Origin of the sequence: Dyadobacter diqingensis, from assembly GCF_024220585.1 — a bacterium.
In the GTDB taxonomy this organism is placed as follows: Bacteria; Bacteroidota; Bacteroidia; order Cytophagales; family Spirosomataceae; genus Dyadobacter; species Dyadobacter diqingensis.
This window is the reverse complement of sequence record NZ_JAMXKF010000009.1, coordinates 118,637-137,479: the sequence shown is the minus strand read 5'-3', so window position 1 is coordinate 137,479 and position 18,843 is coordinate 118,637. Positions and strand designations below refer to the sequence as shown.

16 protein-coding genes are annotated in these 18,843 nt (G+C 44.6%); 15 read left to right on the top strand and 1 reads right to left on the bottom strand.

All coding sequences use genetic code 11. From position 1 onward, the window contains the following. Nucleotides 1–19: 19 nt before the first annotated feature. The 5 genes from M1L62_RS22090 (at nucleotide 20) to M1L62_RS22070 (ending at nucleotide 6,279) form a co-directional block, all read left to right on the top strand. Nucleotides 20–880 (top strand): hypothetical protein, encoded by an 861-nt coding sequence (locus M1L62_RS22090; RefSeq protein WP_254561800.1) that lies wholly within the window; start codon nucleotides 20–22, stop codon nucleotides 878–880. A gap of 2 nt (nucleotides 881–882) precedes the next feature. Continuing rightward, the gene (locus tag M1L62_RS22085) at nucleotides 883–1,353 is read left to right on the top strand and encodes a hypothetical protein (RefSeq protein WP_254561799.1); all 471 of its coding nucleotides are present in this window, start codon (nucleotides 883–885) and stop codon (nucleotides 1,351–1,353) included. Between the two features lie 358 nt (nucleotides 1,354–1,711). After that, on the top strand, nucleotides 1,712–2,821 hold the full coding sequence (locus tag M1L62_RS22080) for a hypothetical protein (RefSeq protein WP_254561798.1): 1,110 nt from the start codon (nucleotides 1,712–1,714) through the stop codon (nucleotides 2,819–2,821). A gap of 36 nt (nucleotides 2,822–2,857) precedes the next feature. Then, nucleotides 2,858–4,885 (top strand): DUF5977 domain-containing protein, encoded by a 2,028-nt coding sequence (locus tag M1L62_RS22075; RefSeq protein WP_254561797.1) that lies wholly within the window; start codon nucleotides 2,858–2,860, stop codon nucleotides 4,883–4,885. Then, nucleotides 4,882–6,279 carry a hypothetical protein gene (locus tag M1L62_RS22070; protein WP_254561796.1) on the top strand — a complete coding sequence of 466 codons (1,398 nt, stop codon included), beginning with the start codon at nucleotides 4,882–4,884 and terminating at the stop codon, nucleotides 6,277–6,279. Before M1L62_RS22075 ends, M1L62_RS22070 begins: the two co-directional genes overlap by 4 nt. 1 nt (nucleotide 6,280) lies before the next feature. On the opposite strand, the gene M1L62_RS22065 is transcribed toward M1L62_RS22070, so the two are convergent. Further along, the gene (locus M1L62_RS22065; RefSeq protein WP_254561795.1) at nucleotides 6,281–8,122 is read right to left on the bottom strand and encodes an ATP-binding protein; all 1,842 of its coding nucleotides are present in this window, start codon (nucleotides 8,120–8,122) and stop codon (nucleotides 6,281–6,283) included. A gap of 408 nt (nucleotides 8,123–8,530) precedes the next feature. Here M1L62_RS22065 and M1L62_RS22060 point away from each other — a divergent pair, with 408 nt between their 5' ends. The 10 genes from M1L62_RS22060 (at nucleotide 8,531) to M1L62_RS22015 (ending at nucleotide 18,780) form a co-directional block, all read left to right on the top strand. Further along, a complete protein-coding gene (locus M1L62_RS22060; protein ID WP_254561794.1) occupies nucleotides 8,531–9,166 on the top strand; it encodes a hypothetical protein in 636 nt (211 codons plus the stop codon). Further along, a complete protein-coding gene (locus tag M1L62_RS22055) occupies nucleotides 9,163–13,311 on the top strand; it encodes a tape measure protein (RefSeq protein WP_254561793.1) in 4,149 nt (1,382 codons plus the stop codon). Before M1L62_RS22060 ends, M1L62_RS22055 begins: the two co-directional genes overlap by 4 nt. A 72-nt stretch (nucleotides 13,312–13,383) precedes the next feature. Continuing rightward, a complete protein-coding gene (locus M1L62_RS22050) occupies nucleotides 13,384–13,875 on the top strand; it encodes a hypothetical protein (protein WP_254561792.1) in 492 nt (163 codons plus the stop codon). A 190-nt stretch (nucleotides 13,876–14,065) separates the two neighbouring features. Continuing rightward, nucleotides 14,066–14,614 carry a hypothetical protein gene (locus M1L62_RS22045; RefSeq protein ID WP_254561791.1) on the top strand — a complete coding sequence of 183 codons (549 nt, stop codon included), beginning with the start codon at nucleotides 14,066–14,068 and terminating at the stop codon, nucleotides 14,612–14,614. Between the two features lie 11 nt (nucleotides 14,615–14,625). After that, nucleotides 14,626–15,588 carry a hypothetical protein gene (locus tag M1L62_RS22040; protein ID WP_254561790.1) on the top strand — a complete coding sequence of 321 codons (963 nt, stop codon included), beginning with the start codon at nucleotides 14,626–14,628 and terminating at the stop codon, nucleotides 15,586–15,588. A 6-nt stretch (nucleotides 15,589–15,594) separates the two neighbouring features. Continuing rightward, nucleotides 15,595–15,981 (top strand): hypothetical protein, encoded by a 387-nt coding sequence (locus tag M1L62_RS22035; RefSeq protein ID WP_254561789.1) that lies wholly within the window; start codon nucleotides 15,595–15,597, stop codon nucleotides 15,979–15,981. A 3-nt stretch (nucleotides 15,982–15,984) separates the two neighbouring features. Further along, entirely contained in the window at nucleotides 15,985–16,377 is a 393-nt protein-coding gene (locus M1L62_RS22030) for a DUF1353 domain-containing protein (protein WP_254561788.1), read from the top strand. Nucleotides 16,378–16,540: 163 nt separating this feature from the next. Next, entirely contained in the window at nucleotides 16,541–17,332 is a 792-nt protein-coding gene (locus tag M1L62_RS22025; protein WP_254561787.1) for a S49 family peptidase, read from the top strand. 35 nt (nucleotides 17,333–17,367) lie between these two features. Next, on the top strand, nucleotides 17,368–17,781 hold the full coding sequence (locus M1L62_RS22020; protein WP_254561786.1) for a hypothetical protein: 414 nt from the start codon (nucleotides 17,368–17,370) through the stop codon (nucleotides 17,779–17,781). 33 nt (nucleotides 17,782–17,814) lie between these two features. After that, complete coding sequence (locus M1L62_RS22015) at nucleotides 17,815–18,780, top strand: hypothetical protein (protein ID WP_254561785.1); 966 nt, start codon at nucleotides 17,815–17,817, stop codon at nucleotides 18,778–18,780. Nucleotides 18,781–18,843: the final 63 nt, after the last annotated feature.

The following is an 18,843-nucleotide window of genomic DNA, read 5'->3' as shown; positions in this document are numbered from 1 at the left end:
TCAAGTCATTACCGCATTTATGCAGGAAATATCAATCAGCGGTCAGGTTTTTCAAATTCCTGAAAATTGGCAAGAGGTAGAATCTAAAAGACTTCCCGAGCTACTTAAAAACCTATATGTGCTGCCGGAGTCCGGTAGCACATATCACAACATTCTACGCATTGTACTCGGTTTTACACCGAAACAATGGAAGAAGCTGATGCAGCAATTCTTTGGTGCAAAACGGTCAGAGGAGCAAAAAGATCAGTCGACCGAAGCCTTATGTCAGCTTTTGAATCTTGTCTCCTGGCTTTGGACAAGTGAGCTGACAACCGAGCCTTTTAGAAAGTTTAGAGTTGACGGCCAATATTGGCACCTTTTCGAGGAAGGTTTCCGGAGCATGACCTTTGGTGAAATGTGCGACGCTTATATCCATGCACAGGCATTCATCAAGCAGCTTGTAGAAGGGGAAGAGCGATTAAACCTGCTGGTCGCAACCATCTGCCGTCCTGAGCGCGCGGGCGACTACGATTCAGACCCTAGCTGGAACGGAGATACCCGCGAAAATTACAATGAACATCTTTCACGCCGCCGTGCGGACTTATTGAAGGATAAATACATGGAAGAGAAAGTGCTCGTGATGGTCTATTTCCTTGGAACCGTCAAAAACTTCTTTTCCTATTTCGACCTTTTTGACGATGACGGATCTTCTCCATCGGTGCCCGAAGAATTTCCCGGCCAGTCCATGATCAAAAACCAACACCTGCTTTCTCAAAAACAAGTATTTGGAAGCATGGACGCAACCAAATCAGCCAATGTCCATGAAGTTTTTCAATTTCTGGAAGAACACAACAAAGACGTAAAAGCCGAAATCGCAAGGCACAAAGCAAATCAGGATTAATTATGACACCTACCGATAACTTATTTTGGGATTACATCGCGCCCATTCTGGAAACTCAAAAAGCAGAAAAAGGGGTTAAATACGTAAAAATGTCTGACGGGAACGGTATGGACCGGTTGCTTGAAGATTCAGTATCCGAAGACGTTTATCCCGGAATATTTGTGCTGCGTCCCAAATACACCACCAAATACGTTGAAAGCCATATTTTAATGGTCAATTTCAATACTGTATTTTATGTATGGTGTTATCCCGATAAAAACGATCGCGAAAGCCAGGACTCAGCATACACCCATGCTGAAAACATTGTAGCAACCATCATCAACAAGCTTCAACATGATGAGAGAGTATGCAAAAATTTCCTTGACTTCGATTCTATTCAAGTCGAACCGGTGCTTTATGTCTCCGTCGACAGTGCTTACGGATATGAGGTAAAAATGAAACTTGGTCTGGTCGCCAACCATATTCTTTGTTAAGTTCACTATAAATAAAATATGCACTTTTCATATTGCATCATCGTTATTGTTGTTACATTGCAAGTGAATTTACATTTTCGTTCCATTTTAAATATTTCGTAAATGTTGACCTCAAACACTTTAAACACTTCCATTATAAATACTCTACGAGAAGTTAAAAATGCAGTTATGAATGTCGTAGAGTCCTACTTCTCGTCTGACATGCAGGTCATGAGTAGCGAGACCAAGAGAATTTTTTCTAATCCAGAGGATAAGAAAAAATATATTGACGCTATTGAAAAAATCCAGCGAGGAGAGAGTAAAGAGGAATCAATTGAATTGTCGACTGGTAAAATAACTCTATCATAATTTAATTTTAATGGAGTTACCAGTAACGATCAATGGCATTATTTTTGTTGTTCTACTAGTAATTCCGGGGGTCATCCTCAAACGATTCTATTTCCAAGGCGAGTTTACCAAGCAATTCGGAGGCGGCATTTTCGCAGATCGCCTTATATCAAGTATTTTCTTAGGACTGATAGTACAAATGCTATCGTTGCTTATTCTAAGTCAGCATCCCAAATTTTCATTTGACATGCTGACTACACCTGTTTCAGCATTTTTCGAAAACCTGGAAAAAAAGAAAGTTGTAGTTATTAGCTCTGAACAAATTAAATATATTCTTGTATATATTTTTTTCAATCTTGCCCTTTCCATCCTTCTCGGAACCATAGCCCATAAAATAGTTAGAATCCTCAGACTTGATATAATTTTCCATGTACTTCGATTCAATAATCAATGGAATTATTATTTCAGAGGTGACATACTATACTCATGGGATTTTAAGCCAAGTAAAAAGGGCAAAGTCTTAACAACGTATGTGGACATTGTAATGGATGTCGAGCATCAAGGTGAAAAGAAGATAGTGTCAGGTATTTTGGCCGAATATACCATCTCAGCAAAAACAGGCGAACTAGATTTAATCTATTTAACCGAAGCTAAACGCTTTTCGCATACGCTTCAACCCGATGAAAATGATCCCGATTTACCTCCGAAAAAGAAGGGTATGACGGATGTACCAGGAGATTGTATGATAATCCCTTACAGCAAAGTTATTGATATGAATCTGCATTATCATATCAAAGAAACTAATCCAACCAGACGTAAAGAGCTCTTTAATATTATTATTGGCTTAATGTCTCTTATAGGAGTTCTAATAATTGCAATATATCCTTGGTGGCTAAACCTTTCTTTTATTCGTACGCTGTTTGGAATTCTTTTTTCTCTTTTTACTTGGATATTTTTACTAGCACTTGTTTCTGCTCTCGTTGCACCAAATGACAACCAGAAAAAATTGACAGGTGGAGCTCTTTGGGTTATAGTAGTAGTGATGCTTGCCTTTTCCTTCATCACAGCTATGATCCTTCAACTGCCTGTGGGCGAATTTATATGTAATATATATCATAGAATTGTGTCCTTGTTACCCTAAGTAAGATCTTCAATTTTTGAAAAAAAATAATTGAAGATGATTGACGCGATTGCTACCGACCAGTCTTACTTACCGTTAAAATTCAGCCGAAACAAGCTTACCCATACCATCGAGGCGGCTGATCCCGGCCTGATCAGCCGTGTAGGCTTAAAATATTACCTGGCCATTCAGGTTCCGGAGTTTCCGTTCAGTGAGAATTTTGAAGAACTTCATACCTCCGAAGGCCGCGAAGCTCCGGTGGACAACCAGTCCGGTGTGCAGATTTTCGCCGGTGCAGAATTCAGGTTCAATTCTGGCCGGAATGGCAAAATAGACGGGCTCCTCACCTACGCAAAGCCAAGACACAAACAGGCTCAAATGACAATATCCCTGAGCCAGACACTTGCATTTACCTTACGTGAAGAAATCAGGGGCGGCATGCCCGCCGTCAACATTTCCAACCAGCTTGGTAAAATGTACGCGATCAAAGCCGGTCTGGCCAATGAGGATTTTTATGCATACGGCGATTCATTTTTCAAGAGCTGGCAAAGTAATGCCAAGCAATTTTTGACGTGGCAACCCAACTTTAAAAGTATCGCACCTACTCAGGAAGAGTACCTAAGCTTTGTTTTGAATTTCACGCCAAAGCCCCAAACATTAAAACTACGGGTGCAGGCCTACGGAGCTGACGGTGCGATATCAGAAACCGTAACAGCGATGTCTTTACAAAATCCGGTTTTGTATTCGGTGATCTGCTGCCCTGTTGGTGCTTCAATCCTTAAATTGCCGTCGACCATCGCCAAATATGACGTCTGGCTTTCCAATGAAAACAACCAGCGCGTAAGTGAAGTCCGAACTTATCTGATTGACCGAACAGATCAAGAGTTCGAGCGCAGCGTCCTTTTTGTAAACAGCCTTGGTGGTTGGGATACGCTGCGACTGACCGGACAGGCGCAACGAAACCTCAAAGTCTCACAGAACACCGCCCAGACGGAAAGACCTGCAAACGCCGGTGTTGATTTTTCCGAGCTGAAAATTATCAGCATCGAGGGTGAGTACGATTTACAGGTAAGCACCGGTTTTTTCAAACGGGATGCCATTGCCTACCTCAATTATCTTGACGAGCTATTACTGTCTGAAGAAGTGTTTCTGGTCAGCAGCAAAGGGCATCGTCCGCTGCAATTAACCACGCAATCTTTAACGGATCAGGAGGATAACCAAGGGCTTGTTGCCAGAACATTCGGTTTTCGGATACTCGATACCGTTGAAAACTTCAGCAGCCTTCCGGCTGCCCAGCCCACCGAACCACGCGCTACAACATGGCGCGGAGTTTCTTTAAAACAGGTACTGGATGGTTATGGAAAAAGAACCGGAAAGCTTGCTTTTGAACGTCTGGAAAAGGTTTACCTTGACAATAATACGCCGGTGAAACCCTACACGGTCAAAGCAAATTCACAGGGCGATCCTGATTACGTAGAACCGGTAACCGACAGCTCGATCGCTCCTGGCAGTACCCCTTTCCCGAATACCCAAATTTCAAGACTGGGCACATTTAACCGCACCACCTGTGGGGATGGATATCTGGGAGGAGCTGCTACCATACTGATTGCGGCCAATACCTATGGCGGCGAAAAAAGCGGTGACGCCGATGCACTGGCCGAAGCAAAATATAACAGCATGAACACCCAGGCTTTCGCCGATGCGTCAGGCACCTGCACACTTAACAATGTACCGCTCAGGTTTGGAATCCGGCATTATTTTCCGATGAACCTTAATAATCAGATTGTCGGATCAGCAGACTATGGACCTGTTGTTAATCTTCGGATATCGGGTACAGAAATCATTCCAAACTGCACCGGCTCAAATCCGATCACAACCAGATTGTCCGATGCCGAATTCCCTCCGGGAAAATATAATTTCATTCTGCAAGTCCTGTATCAGGCAAGCCCGCAACGTCAGTGCAAGATCAAACTGGCAGCAAAAAACAGGGAAATAACCGTAACGGAACCCGGATACTTTGTTTTTGATAATGTCATTGTAAACAGTTCGGACGCTCCTCTCATTTTCGAAATAACGCCAGTATGATCAGATTAAACGGTTTTGAAGTCTACGTTCCGTCAAAAGAAAGTGTTGCTTACCAACTTGTAAACCCGCATTTGCTGTATGATACCATACCCAGCAGTCAGGCCACTATTCCTGTCTTTCCGGCAGTCCGAACCAACCGGGCAATTTTCGATTACTGGGAGGAGCCTCAGGCCGGTGCCTACCTTCCCGAGATGCATTATGAGCATTTTTTTAATGGTGAACTGATCCGTGAAGGGTATTTTATTCTCACTGAAGCATCGCTACAAACGGGGTACAAAGGCGCATTTACCGACCGTCTTGGTTTGTTTTTCGGGGACTATCAAAATCTTTCCTTACAACAAATCGACTTCGGTACCATACCGCTACCTGTATCGTTGACACCGGTGGTGAATGATCATGAAAATGCGCCGACGTGCTGTTTTCCTACGATCGTCAATGAGAATTTCTACGGAGCAAATGGCGCGTCGATTTTTTACGCCGGAAAGGTCAATGATTATCAGAATGGGGACTATGTTTTCAGTCCGGTAGTGCCGCAGTTCTTTGTTTGCTGGGTTTTGAAAAAAATCGGACAAATAACGGGAACGAAAATTACAGGCAGTTTTCTGGATCACCCGATTTGGAGCAAATTGATCCTGGTTAATTTAAGGGAGGTTGAAGCCCATTCAGTAACCGTCAAAAACCACCTTCCCAATTTTTCAATTGTCCAGTTTATTCTTGAACTAAGAAAAATTTCTAACCTGAAATTTACTTTCAACTCCGTAGAAAAGTCTCTTAAAATAGATTTTTGGGAGGATGCTTTGAGCGCTCCCACCGTCCGGGACTGGTCTGCAAAGGGCACTATGGGCGAAAACAAGACACCGGAAAACAATACGCGGATTCGGCTAAGTATGTCCGTCGACAGTAATGACGCCCTGGCAAAAGACAAACCGGCAGCATTCGCGGATTATATTTCGCCGGAAGTGGCCGGTACCTCCAATGGTATCGCACCAATGGATTTTAAATTTTCAACGCTTTTGGCAGATGTGGTTTCAGGGCTACCGATTTGTAAGCAGGAAGGGCAGTCGAGTCAGTTTGCGCAGGATGCCAAAGCATGGGCCCCGCGTTTACTTTTTTGGCATGGCCTTAGCGGGGCACGTCCGCTGGCACTTCCTTCGATGGGTGGGATATCATTGTTTCCCGCCGACCTTGCGCAAACAACCTGGAAAGAAACCATTGCACTGCGTCAGCGTCAGTTTTACCTGAGCAAAGATTTTACAATCAACGAAACCGATATTGCTCAGCTTGATTTCTCAAAAAAGTATCATATCGATGGCGTTGATTATATAATCGCTCAACTCAATGTTGGCGTACCAGTTAGGGGAGTTGCAACGGCCTTGTTACTTGGAGGAGTTTAATTTAATCTTCTCGAATTCTACGAGCTTGTAACGTTTCAAATGTAGTCTTTACTTCGACGGGTAGCCACATAAAATAGGAAAGTAAAATTTCAGAGATCATTTTAGGCGTCTCATGTGATTTTAGAGTTTCAAAAGTATCACGACATGCTTTTTCAATTATGTGCCCATTCACTTTTAAGTACCATTCTGGGACTTTAATAGTCATGTTATTAAGTAGTTGAACTTTAATAGGAGCCGTACTTGTCGTTTTCGCTTTGTCCCAATCAACGTTTCGCTGAACTTGAGACGAAATTTTGTCGATAATTCCTTGTAATTTCTGTGAATTAAATTCCAAATAGTCCATTCTATGATCCGTATCATCCAAACCAAATAGTTTCTTATTCGGGAGTTCTTTTTGCAAACAAAGGCATGCAATAAATAAGGGGTCATAAATAAAATTCTCTATATTGTATCGCGTTTTCTCAGCAAAAATCGATATCCTATCACTCAATTGTCTATCTTCACAATCCCAGTCAATCAAACCATAAATGGATGAATTTCCGTTACCGTTTGAATATAAGGAGTCTGTCAAATCTACTACTTTTTCAAATCCACCACCCTCAGTATTTTTGTTCCTTGATACTTGAATAAATGTCAAAAATTGATCTTTGCTTAGCATGTTTTTAGTTTGCATTCTTTCAAAAAGCTGCTGATAAAAGAGTTGATCGTTTTTGGCTTCAGTATAAATTTGCTTCCTATTATCAATAGAGATATTCAGTGTACTCAGTCCATTGGTCAAATATCTAACTGCCTCGTTCAAATCTGCCTTTACAGGATATCCTAGCGTCCTTTTCATTAAATAAATAGAATCAGGTGGAGATAAAGCAACGGTCGATGGCGAATGAGTAGTGATAATCAAACGAATACCTTTTTCGTCGACTAAAACCCGTTGGATCACTTTAAGGAAGATATTCGCGAATTTGGGATGTAAAAACGCATCTGGTTCATCTAACACCAGAACATCAGGAAAGTTATTCCCTTCTCGAGAATTATAAAGTAAAACGGTCAAAGACATCAAAGTTTGCTCTCCAACCGATAAAGCACTAACATGTATTAGTTGCCCTATATCGTCAGGCTTAAGTACTATTTCATTTAACCCTTGATTATACTGATCAATTGAGGTCGATACAGAATATCCAAACCCTGCCTCGAGTAATAGTGCATTAAACAGATCCCAAGGAGCTTGCTTATCGGCAACTGATTCTGGATAATACTTTTTTTTGATAGCAAACTGATGAAATATTAAAGAAAGGGTAGAAGAAAAGAGAGATGAAGGTAATTGATGGAAAGCAAAATAGTCTATAAAGTTCAACTGCTCACCCGTTTTACCTGTTTTGTTACATAATTCAATTATTGTAAGAAATTCTTGCTTTGTAAATTGTCTATCTTGCTGAGATGGGGATTTGTTACTATTCCCAGACATTACACTCGTTGCCAAATCACTAAAATCCTGATTTGCTTTTGCTACTGTTTCATCATTTCCCATATCTAGATCGCGAAAAAAAGTCGAGAATCTAGCCAATATTTCTATTTTTTTCCATTGAAGTCTTAAGTCTTCAAAATAGGCACTTGGGTGGATGTCATCACTTGGAGTCGCAAGCCCGGCATCAGCAAAAACTATTGTTCTAAATTCCTCACCTTGTTCATTTAAAAGCCTAGCACCTTGCCCTCGCCATATAGATATAAGTTTTAATAGCTGGGTTTTACCAGAACCATTCTCTCCTGTTAAGACGACAAAATTAGGTAGATCATTTATTGAGCATTGTTTAAGTATTAAAACTTCGGTATCGATTATCAATTTCATTACAAAAATATTTTAAGCGTCTCAAAGATCTCTTGAGCAAGGAAAAAAGATTTTATTGCATCCACTAACTGCAGGCAAAATTGGCACTAATGATAACTAGCTGCTTAGTAAACCTGCAATAAGAGAGTCGATCATTTTCGTGTCTTCGTCAACGTAAATCCAAGTATCAGAAATAAAGTGAATTTTGTATTGCTGCCTATCATTTTCATTAACGGTTCCATACCAAGTAATGTGATCAACATTCACTCTAATTTTGTATCTACTGTCCGACGGCGTCACTTGTATAAACTTGGCCATATTTTTAAAATTTAGTTGTGCTAAATATATAAATAGATTTACTTTTCTCGTCCTTTCACCTCTTGAAATAGACCAACAACTTAGTTATCGTAAATTAATGCGATTGCTAAAATGACAGATTTCGAGGATAGTCCAATACTTTCCCAGCTTCTCCAAGACTTCATAAAACGCGCTGAAAACGTACTGAAAAGTGCCGTTGAGCGTGAAGGTGTTGTCCTTACCCGGGAAACGCTGAATTCAATTCGTGCGGGTGGCGTAACCAAAGGAAAAGGCTGGATCAGCGGCCATATTTATTACAGCGAACTGCTTAGGATAAAGGATTTGAAAGTCCTCAATTACGGCATGACCGTCCCCCCTATTAAGCCATTGGCCGAGTGGGTCGAAACTGTCGGCGTGGACAACTTCCCGTATGTTCCTGGCTATCGGGACGCCAAAGTTCAGCCAGCATCTGACACCCAGAAAATTTACAGGATTGCCCAGGCAATACAATACCACCTCAAAGCAACGCCAAACATCAAACGCGGCTACCGTGGAATTTACAACGATCCGTTAAAGCTCATTGTAATCCCTCAGTTTTATCAGGACATGACCGCGGCTGTTCACGTCTGGGCGGCTCAGCAGTTCCGTGAAGCCTTCGGATTTGAAAGTTCAATCAGCCTGCCGACAGAAAACATCAACGCCAGCCGTATTCAGGCTGCGTGGAATGCTGTGGATACCAAAATAGCCCGTAAAAACGCTGCAAAATGATAGGAGACGTACTTACCCTCGAATTGCGTGGCGAGGCCGCACAACTTCAAAAAACGATCGACGATACCAATAAACAAGCCAAAGACCTAAAAAAGACAATTACTGAGATTGAGAAAACGGGCGGGAAAGGTTCGGAAGAATGGAAAAAATACAAAAACGAACTAAAAGATGCACAGGAGCAAGCCGCGAAGCTGACCAAAGAGCTCAAAAATATGGATGTCACGAAAATGACATTTTCCCAGCTTCAAACCTACATCAAAAACCTGAATAAGGAGCTAAAAAACATGGTTCCCGATTCCGCTGCGGCCACGGCACAATTAAAAAAAATCGGCGAAGCAGAAGCCCAGTTCAAGAAGGTTACAGACCAGGCCAAGAAAATAAAAGAGGAAGCCGGCGATCTTGGACAACCTGGCTTGTGGGGTAAAATAACATCCGGGGTCAAATCGATCGGCACCGTTTTTCAGGCCATTATTGCCTTGCAAGTTATTCAGTGGATTGTAAATATCGGCAAAGAGATCTTTACCACGACGGCCAGTTTTGAAAAGTATGAAAAGGTACTGACCACTGCGCTGGGCGGTCAAAAAGAAGCAAAGCAAGCCATGGAAGCCATCAAGAAAATGGCAAAAGAAACTGCTTTCGGTGTGGACGAACTTACGGACGGATATGTCAAAATGGTCAATCGCGGTCTACGTCCATCCCAAAAAGAGATGGTGGCCTTGGCCGATCTCGCCGCATCGCAAGGAAAAACCTTCGACCAACTTGTGGAAGCTGTTCTTGACGCTCAAACCGGAGAATTTGAGCGATTAAAAGAATTCGGGGTTAAGGCTAAAAAAGAAGGCGATAATGTCTCATTGAGCTTCAAAGGGCAAACTACCGTTGTTAAAAACAACGAGGAAGCCATTTATCAGTCGATCATTGCGATGGGCGCCATGACGGGTGTTGCCGGACAAAATGCCCAGATGATGGAAACCTTGGGTGGTAAAGCCAGCAATTTCGGCGACGTACTGGATTCGCTTAAAACCGCGATCGGCGACCGGTTATCTCCCATTTTTAAATTTTTTCTGGACCTGCTCGCAGGCGGTATTGAATGGCTCGTAAAAATCGTCAACGCGACCGATCCGGTACTAGCTGTTTTTGAAGACTTGTTTTCTGTTGTGGGCGGTATGGCCAGCGCGTTCATAAATGTTTTTTCGAATGTTTTTCCAAAATTCAACGCAGCTGGCCTTTCTCTAAATTTGGTCATGCAGGCCATTGGACTTGCCTTCCGTGCTGTGCTCGCTCCCACCCAATTATTCATCGGAATCCTGGGCGATGCATTCGAAGCAATAGCCGGACTGGTACAGGGAGGAAAGGCAGTCGTTCAAGTGTTGGCCGGTGATTTTTCAGGAGCCGCCCAAAGTTTCGAAAATTCGAAAAAAAACTTTTCCAATGTTGGCAGTCATGCCGCTGACAGCTTCGACAAGATAAAAAAGGGTTGGACAGAGGCTTTTGTTACCCAACCGAAAAAGGATACCATTGAGGCCGTTTTCGCAGCAAAAACGACTGAAGACGGAAGACAATCTGCAATCTCTGATTCTCAAAAGAAAGCGGCTGAAAAACAGGCTGAGCAAAAGCAAAAAGCAGTCAGCAAGCTCAATGAGATGGTCGCACAGCTTGACTCGGAGCACAATCAGCTCACAGCTGACAACGCCATTAAAACAGAGGAGTACAAGATCGAAGAAAAACGCCGTAAGCGTTTAAAAGAGATCAACGACACCGTTGCTGACGAAAAAACCAAAGAAGCGGCCAGAATTGCTGTAAACCGCAATGCTGACGCAGAAATCATTGCCCTTCGTGAAAAGGACAATAAAAAGGCTTTGGAGCTGCTCAGCCAGCTGGAATCAGAGCATGTTGTCAAAACCGCCAAAACGGCTCTGGAAGCCGAAGAAGCTAAAATCGCAGAAATCCAACGGAAACGCATTGCTGAAATTGAAGTTTCAAAAGCTGACGAAACCGTCAAAACACAGCTCATTGAAGCAATTAACCGTAACGCCGAAGCCTCGCTGGATAAGGTCAGAGGCGAATACCGCCAGAAACGGATCAAAGAACAGGAGGAAGCCGATCGCAAATTACTTGAACAGGGCAATTTCATCCGGGATCAGGAGCAAAAGGCGGAAATGACCCTTTTTGACTGGCAGATTACGCAAGCACGCGGCAACGCAGACAAAATTGCGCAGATTAAAAAGGACCGGGTGGATGCAGAGCTGCGCTTTACCCAGCAGAAGCTGGAAGCCGAAATGATGGCCGAAGGACAAAAGGCGATTGCCCTGATTCAGAATGATGAACAGCTCGCAGCAACTTTAAACCAGATCGAAGAGCGGCATCACAACGCAAGCCTTGCGGCAGATAAAAAAGCAAGTGATGAAAAGCTGGCGATCGATAAAGATCTGCACGAAAAGAAAGCGGCAAATCTGAAGGCTTATTCTGATATGTTTGGTTCACTGTTGGCCGGCGATGTTTCCGGTTTCTTGCAGTCAGCCCAGACGATGGTCAAAGGCCATCAGGACGCCTGGCAACAAAGATTGTCTGCCGACATGGCTTCCTATCAGCAGGGTGGTGATATGGCTATGCAGGCCGTTGCTTTCCTGAATAACCTGGCTCAAAAGAAAGCAGAAAAAGCCATTGCCGAAGCGAACCGCGAACGTGATGAAAAAGTGGCAATTCTGACCAATGAACTGTCGGTAACCGAATCGCTGATCACGTTAAGCTCGAATTATGTAACAGCATTAAAATCGGCAGAAACCGATCGTTTGGCAGAACTGCAAAGGATTTTAACCAGCGAAACTTCAACGGAAGAGCAGAAGCGCGACGCACTGAAAAAATATTACAGTGAGCAGCTTCAACAAATGAAAGCCGCCGAAGAGCAAAAGATTCAGGATTTGCAAAGGCTGGCCAATCAGGCGAAGACCGAAGACGAAAAACAGGCGATCGAGGCTAAAATTGCCTTGGCAAAAAAGGAGTCCGAAGAGAAAATCCGTCTGGCCGATGAAGAAGCCAAAAACAAAATGGCCACGCTCGACGAGCTGGAACAATTCACCGTCGAAAGTACCGATACGCTATTGAAAGATGCGACGGCATCTTCTGAGAAGCAAGTCAAACTTGCCTCAGAAGAAGCCGAACAAAAAGCTGATTTCAAAGCAGAGCTGGAAGACACCATCGCCGCAGAAAACCGCAAAGCCAGGGCGACGGAAATGGCCGAGAAAAAGAAAGCTTTTGCAGCCCAGAAAAAAGCTGATATCGCAACGGCATTAATAACGGGGGCACTCGCCGTACTGAAAGCCCTGGCAAACTTTTTCCCGCTTAACATCATTCTGGCGGCTACGGCTGCGGTCGTGACCGGCGTTCAGATTGCCAAGATCAAAAACCAGCCGGAACCAAGTTTCTCGCAAGGGGGCACTTTGGGACACGTACCGCAAGGTGGCAAACATGGCAGCACCTACGGAACGGGTGGTATAGGCCTCTTTGACCGTGCTACCGGCAGAGATGTCGGTGAAATGGAGGGCGGTGAAGCAATCATCTCAACGAAACAAACCGAGGCGAACTGGCCGCTAATCCAGCAGATGTTCAAGAACGCCAGAACTCCTGGCAAGACAGATGCACCGGTCATCCCCCACCCTTCAACGCCGATGGCGTTCAGGGATGGCGGTAAGTTTGAAAGCCCATATTTCGAGCGCGGCATGTACCTTTTCGGGTCGAAAAAGCGGAAAGCCGAACAGGCTGCAAAAGATGCGGAAGCGGAAGCAGCTGCGGCGCAGGCCGAAGCCGATGCGGCCATGGGTGATATGCCTTCGTTCGATGCGGGTGCTTATGGTGGCGTAGATGGAAACGACCCGTCAGCCACCGGTGACACGGCCAGCGCACAGCAGGCACACGCGGACGCACAAAAGCAAGGCAAGGAGCAGCTTGAAGCGATCAAGGGAATCTTGGAAGAAACAATCGCCAATGGTGAAGCCTTGGCACGTGTAGTATCGATCGTCGGCGATCTGAAAGGCTCAGTCAATGGTGTTGAAGGTGCGGTTAACGGTGTACGCGATGCCGTCTACAATACCAACACACAGGGCAAATTTGACCAGCTGATCGGTGCCATCAGCAGTATGAGTGCATAAATAGCGTTTTTGATCATTTTATTAAAATTGTCTTTTTTCGGTATATTTATCAAATTTATTCCACGTAAACGCATGGTAAAAAAAATTGTGGTCACACTTCCACCTCACGTTAAAAAATTCTTTCAGGTCGAGTATGATGGTTATCAAAGGAAAAGCGGAATGGACGAAATCCACGTTGATAAACATTCAGAACTTGGCAAACTAATTCATCTTATTTCCAGGCCAATTCCTTACACGCAAAAAACTGTTATTGCAAAAGGCTCAGGAGCATTGACCATCCGTTATTACTCCCATGTCCAAAGTATGGAAGTGCCAGTCGACAAGCTACCCGATCTGGCTCTTTTTATGGAAGAGATTTTCCGCAGGACAATGGTGGCCGAAGTCCGGGGCGGTCACGAGCTGGTCGGCTGCGATTATGGCCCGCTGGTAACTTCATCCCTGAAACGTCGCGGAATCGAGCGTGATGTCGATGTCGATTATCAGACATGCCGGAAAGTTTACCGCGATCACATCTCGAAAATTAACAGGCGAACCAGTAAATTATTTGAAAAAAGTTACGCGTAAAAAGTAACGAAAATGCGCAAAAAGTAACGAAAACGCGTAAACCGTAACGCAAATGCGTAAAAAGTCCACCCGTTTTTACGACAAAAACCGCCTATACTATCCGTATAGACGGTTTTTTAATTATTTCCAGTGTAAAAAACCGCGTTTTCCCGTCCTTTTAACCGCCTCTTTTTCAATGTAATTTTCCGGCATGTTCGGAACTTTGGAAAGTATTGGTGTCACCTGCGGTGGACCCGCAATTGGATGGCTTACGCATCTATATTTGATAGATTGTAAGGACGTCGCCTTTGATGTTTATCCTGATACCCTGCTCAGTGCCGAGAATGCCCTATGGCTTGCAGTCGACAGAAAAAAGGTCGTTACCGAAATCAAGCTCCGCGCGAAAACCGCAACCTTTTCTGAAAGCCTTCAGCAAAGTCAGAACGGCGAAAGCTATTCTTCACAGATTACGGTTCCACTGCCAACCCATGCCAAAAATATAATCGCCTGGGTGCACCGGAATGCGCGAAAGCGTTTTGTTGCCATCTTTCGGGATACGGACGGCAACTGTTATCTGGCAGGCACCAAAAACAATGGCATGCAACTTGGCTGGACCCGCTCAATACAAAACACGTTGGCGCAGCAAATGCAGCTGACCTCACAGCACTGGCACGGTGTGCTTTGGATCAGCACCGTTGACCCCGAAAAATTATTTCCTTTCAAAGAATTCGATTACAGCTTCGACTTATCCTTTTCTTAACTCAAACACTTATGCCCTGGAATCCAGATAACGACGCGGTGAATGGACAAATTGATTCATCCATTAAAGACTCGCCGCCAAATCCAGCCATGATCAACACTGCTGCAGTGGTACGCAATGCACTGAAAGGCATGTGGACTGTCATTCGCACGCAAGTTCAGACGGCTGTTACCAGCATGGATGCGATCCAAAACAATTTCATTACACGTAGCCTGACGTTGAATGCAGTTTGCTATATCAACGCTACGAGTGGCGATGATACCAAAAATGGGTCTACTTTGGCCCTGGCTGTAAAGACCATGGCCAAAGCAATCCAGCTTTACAGCGATAAGGCGGTAAACCTCACCGTATATATCTCGGGCACTGTGGAAATTCCGGCAAACATGGCGCTTATCGCGACTAATATCTGGTTTGGCTTCTACCCTGACGGGAAGATTTACATTCGCAAGCTGCCAGCCAATAACGGAAATTATTGTCTTTGGATTGGTGCCTTGAATGTTCAGTTTATGACATTCGGCGGTGGATTGGGAATTGTTGAAACGGAAGGACATGGGGGTAATGTCACATCCTTACCCGCCTTCGATTACAACTTATTGCAAGGCGGTATCCGTCTGCTAAAAATGCAATGGAAGGAATGGCGTACCAGCTTCAAAATGCAGATGGTCGGCCTGAATGTCATGAAACTTGTTGCTGGCGCGAACACGACTGTTTTTGCAGCATATGAAGATGGCATCAATCCTGTGGCCTATAACCGCACTTCTTGCATTTTTTACGATCAGATGTATTCTGACGTTCCTGCTGCCGGAGCTGCGTATGATAACGGTTTTAACGGAAACAAGCTATACATCCGAAACTACACGCCGGTAAACTCGACCGATGCCAATGTGCTGGAAGGTGAGACCGTCTCAGACAACAGCTGGTTGTTCCGAAAAAATGGCGGTGTAATCAAAAAAATAGCGTGGGTCAATTTTTAAGGTAACATGGAAAATATTCAACGCGTGGAAATTTCACCTTCCCCGGGATACCCGGACGTGGTAAGAAAAATTATTATTGCCGGTCGGAACGAGGATTACCTCGCTAAGACGGTTACCCTCATTTGCCGTATCGAGCATTACGACCAGCATAACAACAGGCTCAATGCCTTTGCGGCCATTGAACGTGATCCGTTCCTGCTCGTTGCAGATGATACCAGTAAGGTTGATCCCCTAACCGGCGCGCTAGTCTTTCCTGACGAAAACGGAAACTATCCGATCGGTGCAACGGGACAATATACATGGCTGCATGCAGCAGTAGAGAGCGGTGTAAATCCTTTCTCAATTGCACAGGGTGCAGTTTTAGAGGCGGATTCATACCTACGTTTCACCTGAGCCATGACGCAATACCCGGACATCCAATTCAGAAAATACGAGCAGCGGTCGGCAAAAGTTGATTGGTTTGAAGTCGCAACAGACTGCCAGTTTGAAACCTGTCTTTCTGACGAAAAACTAGTGATCCCCAAGGGATACATTACTGATTTCGCCAGCGTGCCCCGATGGCTCTGGCCAATTTTCCCACCTCATGGACGCATGGCCAACGCCGCTGTTGTTCATGACTTTTGCTATGACAATAAAATCGGACAGCAGAAGTATGGCATGGACGGAGCCAGGATGATCGCCGATATAGAATTTGGCTTAAACTGCCGCGAAAGTGGCGTGCCCAAAATTCAGGTCTTGATCATGTTAACCTTTATCCGATTGTTCGGAAAAAGCTGGTGGACAAACTAACCACTTCTTTCTGCCCTGCGGCGGCTCTTTTCGTCCTTTATATCCTATAAAAAAGACTTCTACTTCGTATCGTCTTATTACCCTCCATTTAACTCGATACGATTTTGTGAACGCAGAAACCTTCTCTGGATTATGGTACATGAACAAATTCTTCGCCCACCGAATGGAAGGAATTATCCTTCCACGGTTGGCGGCAGGGTTTGACCCGATCCCCTCCCACTTCAAATCAAGTGCCCTGATTTCTCCACGCGACAAAGATGGCGAAGTCAGCATGACCCGTGTCTATTTACGCGAATACGTCAAAAAAGGCGGTGGTGATGTTGCGGTGATCCCGATGAAAGGAACAATGTCAAGAAACGGATTCTGCGGTATGGGCAATGAATTCTTGATCGACGTTCTGGCCGAAGCCGCTGCCGAAAAGGAAGTCAAAGCTGTCGTGGTTGACGGAAACACACCTGGTGGCACAGTTGATTCCATCGAAATTCTTGCAGACGCTATCAAGTGGTTTCCAAAACCGATCGTAGGCTATGTCAGCGGAAGCGTCGCCAGTGCAGGTGTTTTTAGCATGTCCCAAACTGATTACATCGTAATGGAAAAATCCAGTGCCGCCGAATATGGAAGCATTGGTGTACTGATGGTGCACGTGGATCAAAGCCAGGCTCTTGAAAAAGCAGGGCTTAACGTAAGGATCTTCCGGGCTGGCGAATCGATCGACAAAGCTACAATCAACGGCATCGAGCCGCTTACTCCCGAACTGGAAGCAGAAATACAGCAGGATCTGGATGACGCGATGACACTTTTCAAAGGCTATGTAAAACGTGGCCGCATCGGAAAACTTAACTCCGAAGATGTCTTCTCCGGTAAGATGTACAATTATAAGGATGCTATCAAATACGGTCTGGTGGACCTTACCGGTACTCTTGCCGATGCGATATCCATCGCACGTAAAATGTAATCAACGCTTTCAATATAAATCCAATGAGCAAACCCATGAATCTATCCACAATTTTTGCAAAATTTTTCCCTGGCTCCGAGCAGGCCATTTCCCAAAGCCTGAGCGTAGCTGATCATGCTACTTTTGCCGCAGAAGTAAACACTTTGAACGAGCAACTGGAAGCCACCACGCTGGCTAATGCAACGCTTTCCGCTGACTTGGTAACAAGAACAAGCGAGCTGGCAACGGCTACGGCATCCATCACCACTTTGGAGGCCAAACTTGCCACGGCTAACGCGTCACTTTTGGCGGTAACGGCCGAGCGTGATAAATACAAAGCGCACCATACAAAGGCTTCGTCCACCGGCGATCAAAACCCGGACGAAGACGCAAACAGCAGACAGGCAACTTCGATGGCCGGGTACAACCAGAATGCCATGGATGTCTGGAAAAAAGCCAACCGCTCTTAATCTAAACCCTTAACCTCATTTTTTCTTTTCAGTATGAAACCAATCAATTTTGACAAATTCGACACCGCGCTAATGAGCACTATCGATGGCGATGGTCAGATCATCCTGGACTCCGTTGTCTACGGTGCCCAGTCCCTGGCTAACGATTTCACTGTGCTTGTTACTCGTGATAAGGCTCCTCTTGTTCAGTTAGATGTAAAAGATGCATGGAAACCCGCATCCGATAACTTCGACGGAAAACAAGCGCTTTCTGTTAGAAGCCGTTTCGCGACATTCAAGGAAGCTGATATTGATCTTGAAATCACACTTTCCCAGATCAACGAAATTTACAAATCTTATCTTGGGTGGATTAAGACTGCGGGTCGTACAATGATCGAGATCCAGGATAATCCATTCGAAATTTTCTTCCTGCAACACATCCTAAGCTCGCATTTCGAAATGCTTCGTTTGAACACGGCATGGAATGGTGTTTACAATGCAGCTGGCTCCGGAGCAGGTTCATTGGTAGATGGTTTTCTCACGATTTTCACGGCTGGCCGTGCCGTAGGTGGCGATATTGAAGCCAGTCACGTTTACGATGGCGCGGTTTTGACTACATCCAATGCGTATGACCAGTTTAATGCAGTTGCCGATATGGTTAACAATGTACGTCCTAAAATGCTCTTGAAAGAGCTGGACGTTAAATGTAGCCAACAGGCGTACGACAAATACCGTAAAGACCGACGTCTCAGATTTAAAGAGCATGTTGGACCGGCTGACCGTCCTGAAAATCTGGACGATTACTCGAACATGAAATTTAAGGTTGATCCTGGTCTGGCTGGCAAAGACACAATCGTGATCACGCCACCTAAAAACCTCTTGTTTGTATGTAACTCGAATCCGGGCGAATACCGCCTTTCGATCGTGAAAGATGTGAAATCCTACAAGGTAAGTATCCGCTGTTCCCTTGGCTTTGACTTTGCAACGCCAGACGAGTTGTTCTTGAACGACAATATTTAACCCTCCCTCTAAAAACTACCCTCCCTTGACAGGGAGGGCTATCTTCTAATCGCAAACCTCTTT